Annotated in this window: 4 protein-coding genes; all 4 read left to right on the top strand. The window is 33.7% G+C overall.

The genetic code is table 11. From position 1 onward, the window contains the following. The first annotated feature begins 298 nt into the window (after positions 1 to 298). On the top strand, positions 299 to 2,038 hold the full coding sequence (locus tag E5342_RS18690) for a tetratricopeptide repeat protein (protein WP_135960053.1): 1,740 nt from the start codon (positions 299 to 301) through the stop codon (positions 2,036 to 2,038). A 96-nt stretch (positions 2,039 to 2,134) separates the two neighbouring features. Continuing rightward, positions 2,135 to 2,497, top strand: a complete 363-nt coding sequence (locus E5342_RS18685) for a DUF3244 domain-containing protein (RefSeq protein WP_005863687.1) — start codon at positions 2,135 to 2,137, stop codon at positions 2,495 to 2,497. Between the two features lie 26 nt (positions 2,498 to 2,523). Continuing rightward, positions 2,524 to 3,402 (top strand): tail fiber domain-containing protein, encoded by an 879-nt coding sequence (locus tag E5342_RS18680; RefSeq protein WP_135960052.1) that lies wholly within the window; start codon positions 2,524 to 2,526, stop codon positions 3,400 to 3,402. Between the two features lie 90 nt (positions 3,403 to 3,492). Continuing rightward, a partial coding sequence (locus E5342_RS18675) for a glycosyltransferase family 2 protein (protein ID WP_135960001.1) occupies positions 3,493 to 3,604 on the top strand: 112 nt, incomplete at its 3' end.

Here is a 3,604-nt window from a genome sequence, read left to right as displayed (position 1 = left end):
TGTTTGTAGACGCAATGTTCCGCAATAAATGTGATTTACGTGTAGGGTTGTTATCTGTAATAGCCTCTTTTACGCAATTGTTTGGATATGGAGTCGGTTTTTTGAGAAGTATTATTTGAAAATTCATTTAAATGGAGGGGTATGCACAGAGGCTATTGAAGGATACCAAACTAAAGGAAAAGATTTTTAGTTGAGTAGTAGGCTTAAAGAAGATATTTTTTTGTGGCAAATGAATATTTTTATTGATATTTGTGGATAAATTTTATAACTTGCGTTTAAGTTGTAAACTATAATCTAAATGAAGAGAACACTAGGACTGACTTTGCTACTTTTCGCTACCCTTTTTTCTTGTATGCGCCAAGAAAAACCATTACCTGCGGAACTATCTCGTGCGGAATCTGTTATGTGGGAGCATCCGGATAGCGCATTACTCTGTCTTTCCTCTTTGGATAGCTCAATCATGAATGAGCCGGAAAATATACGTATGTACCATGCTTTGCTTAAGATTAAAGCTAAAGATAAGCTGTATATTCCTCATGAATCAGACTCTTTGATTAAATCAATAGTTCAGTATTATGAGGACTATGGGACTCCAGATCAATTAATGGAGGCATATTATTATCTAGGAAGTACATACCGGGATATGGGAGATGCCCCAAGAGCGGTGAGAGCTTTTCAAGATGCTGCGGACATAGGGAAAGATAGTAAGCGATATGATATATTAGGACGGGTTTATGAGCAGATGGGATATCGACTGGCATATCAAGGTTTGTATGATGAGGCTCTCGAAGCTTATAGGAAATCGTATGAATACAAGATGTATGATAAAGGAAAAGGAGAGGTGATCGCATTGAGGAATATTGCTCGGATCTATAACGCCAAGCAAGATACAGACAGTGCTATATACTACTATCAATCTGCTTATGAGAAGGCATTGTTATTAAATGATCAATCGAGAATAGATAATGTACTAAGGGAATTGAGTAGCATCTATATAGATATGGGAAAATATGATTTGGCTAAAGATTTGTTCAGTAAGGTTTCAAGTATGAAGAATCAAGCAAATATATATTTTGGATTAGGTTGTATATATGAAAGTTATAAGCAAATAGATTCAGCTCTATATTATTTTGAGAAAGCAAATGAGTATGGGAATATCTATATGAAAAAAAATACGTATAGAATCTTATCCAAAATAAAAAACCAAGAAGGAGACCGTAAATTAGCCTTGAATTATGCGTATAAATGTATAGAACTGTCTGATTCAATTAAGAATCAAACAAAAACGGAAGCTGTAGCAAAAGTTAACTCATTATATAAGTATCAGCATACAGAAAAGGAGAATGTTCAATTGAAAATAGATAATGAAAAAAGAAAAATTCGCAATTATCAATTTGCATTATTTGTTGTTTTAATTATTTTCTTTAGTCTATGTTATATATATGTGTTAGAAAAGAAGAAAAAAGCAGCGATTGAAAAGGAGAAAAAAATACGTCTATTGAAAGAGAATCAATATGCGGAAAGTTTGGATTGTATTGAATATAATAATAAGAAAATTTCATATCTAGAGGAACTTTTGCAGCAATCGGAGTGTCAAAGAGATAATTTTAAAAAGCAACTTGTGCAATCTCAAAAGGAATTATTAGAACTATCAAACCGAAAGATTCTTACTTCTCAAAATGAAAAAAGTTTGCTTGAAATAGCTTTTCGAAAATCCGAAGTCTATCGGTTATTTCATGAAACAAGTAATAATACTGATACGGAAATTCAGAATAAGGATTGGAAGGAGTTGAGAAAAGAGATTGATACAACCTATTCAAATTTCACCGCTCAATTATATGCTTTATACCCGCAAATCTCAGAGTTAGAACTCCATATTTGTTATTTGATAAAAATATCCATGCCCGTGAAGGACATTGCAAGGTTAGTTGGACGCTCGACTCCTGCAATAACAGCATCCCGGATTCGTCTCTATAAAAAGATTCATGGAACAGAAGGTACCGCAGAAATAATGGATAAATTTATCGCTGATTTATAATAACTTAATCGCTGTAAATAAAAAGTAAATAAGAAGTAAATCCTATTTTGCTTATAGATTTCTCATAGAGACTATTTTTGTTTATAAAAATAGATAATGAAAAAGAGAAGTTTTATATTGGGATTAGTATTTCTGATGTTTGTTTCTTCAGTTGTGTATCCGAATAGAGTGAAGGATACTGAACAATCTTGGGAAGAAGAGGAAGATCGTTCTATAATATCTTCTCCTACATTATCAATAGATGAAAATAATATTTACATCCATTCTAATAAATTATTGGATGGACTTAATGTGAAAATTATAAATATAAAAGGAAATGTACTTTATAATGACATCATAACTGTTTCTTCTGAGATAGAATATCCTATTTCTATAGATTTTTTGCTGAATGGTGATTATAAGATATTTATCTCAAAAGGAAATAATTATTTGGTTGGATATTTTGATGTGTTAAAATAGATATTATCAACTTAAATATTTAAATCATGAAAAGATCTGTATCTTTATTAGGCATACTATGCCTATTCGTATCGTTTAGTGTCCAAGCCCAGTACACGAACATACAGACGTGGGGACAAAAATTGTATTATAACGGGAGTGATTATCCGGGTACATTTTTGAAATTAAAAGTTGCGGTCGCTAATCCTCGTATCTCAGGAACAGGAGGAAAGGTCGTTTTCTATGATTCAGAAAGCTCCCAGTATAATTATATAGAAGTAAAGGGGGTTTATCAATCTTCGGATGCTCGGTTGAAAACCAATATCACTCCCTTAAATAGTGGATTAGGAACCATATTGGGGTTAAAACCGGTATCTTACAATTGGAAAAGTGAGACATCGCAATTGAGATCAGCAGAAGCCGTACCTTCTAAAGCTTTTGGTTTCTTGGCACAGGAGGTAGCTGAGGTTATGCCAGAGATTGTGACGTTAAGTTCCACAGGTGATAGCTTGGTGGATTACACGGCTGTTATACCCGTTTTAGTACAGGCTGTAAAAGAATTGGACGCTACTATCCAACAACTGGAATTGCAATTGGATGAAAAAGCTAATTTGTCTGATTTGCAGAATAACAAGAATTTGGCGAGTAAGTCTTTGCTCTCGAATGCGGTAATGAATCAAAATACGCCGAATCCGTTTAATTCTACCACGAATATATCCTTTACGATCCCTACATCCGCACGTTCCGCTTTTATCTCTATTTGCAATTTGCAAGGAACTCAAGTTAAGAAATTCGATATCGCTACCCGGGGAGAAGGTAGTATAATGGTAAGCTTTTCTGATCTAGGTGTCGCAGGTATGTATATGTATTCTTTGGTAGTAGACGGACAGTTGATCTCAACGAAACGTATGCTATTGGTACAATAATATTTATTTCTATTGAAACTATAGTTTTTTTGATAAGATTGAGTGATACTGTCTGTTGAGGGTATCCTCAATCTTTTTTATACAAAAGATATGCGATTATACTCCATTATAATTCCTGTTTATAACAGGCCGGATGAGCTTGATGACCTGTTATCAAGCCTTTGCAAGCAAACCTATGTCCATTTTGAGGTTATCGTGGTGG

This window comes from Parabacteroides distasonis (assembly GCF_004793765.1).
GTDB classification, from domain to species: domain Bacteria; phylum Bacteroidota; class Bacteroidia; order Bacteroidales; family Tannerellaceae; genus Parabacteroides; species Parabacteroides distasonis_A.
The sequence above is the reverse complement of the archived record's forward strand: the minus strand, read 5'-3'. Positions and strand labels throughout refer to the sequence as shown.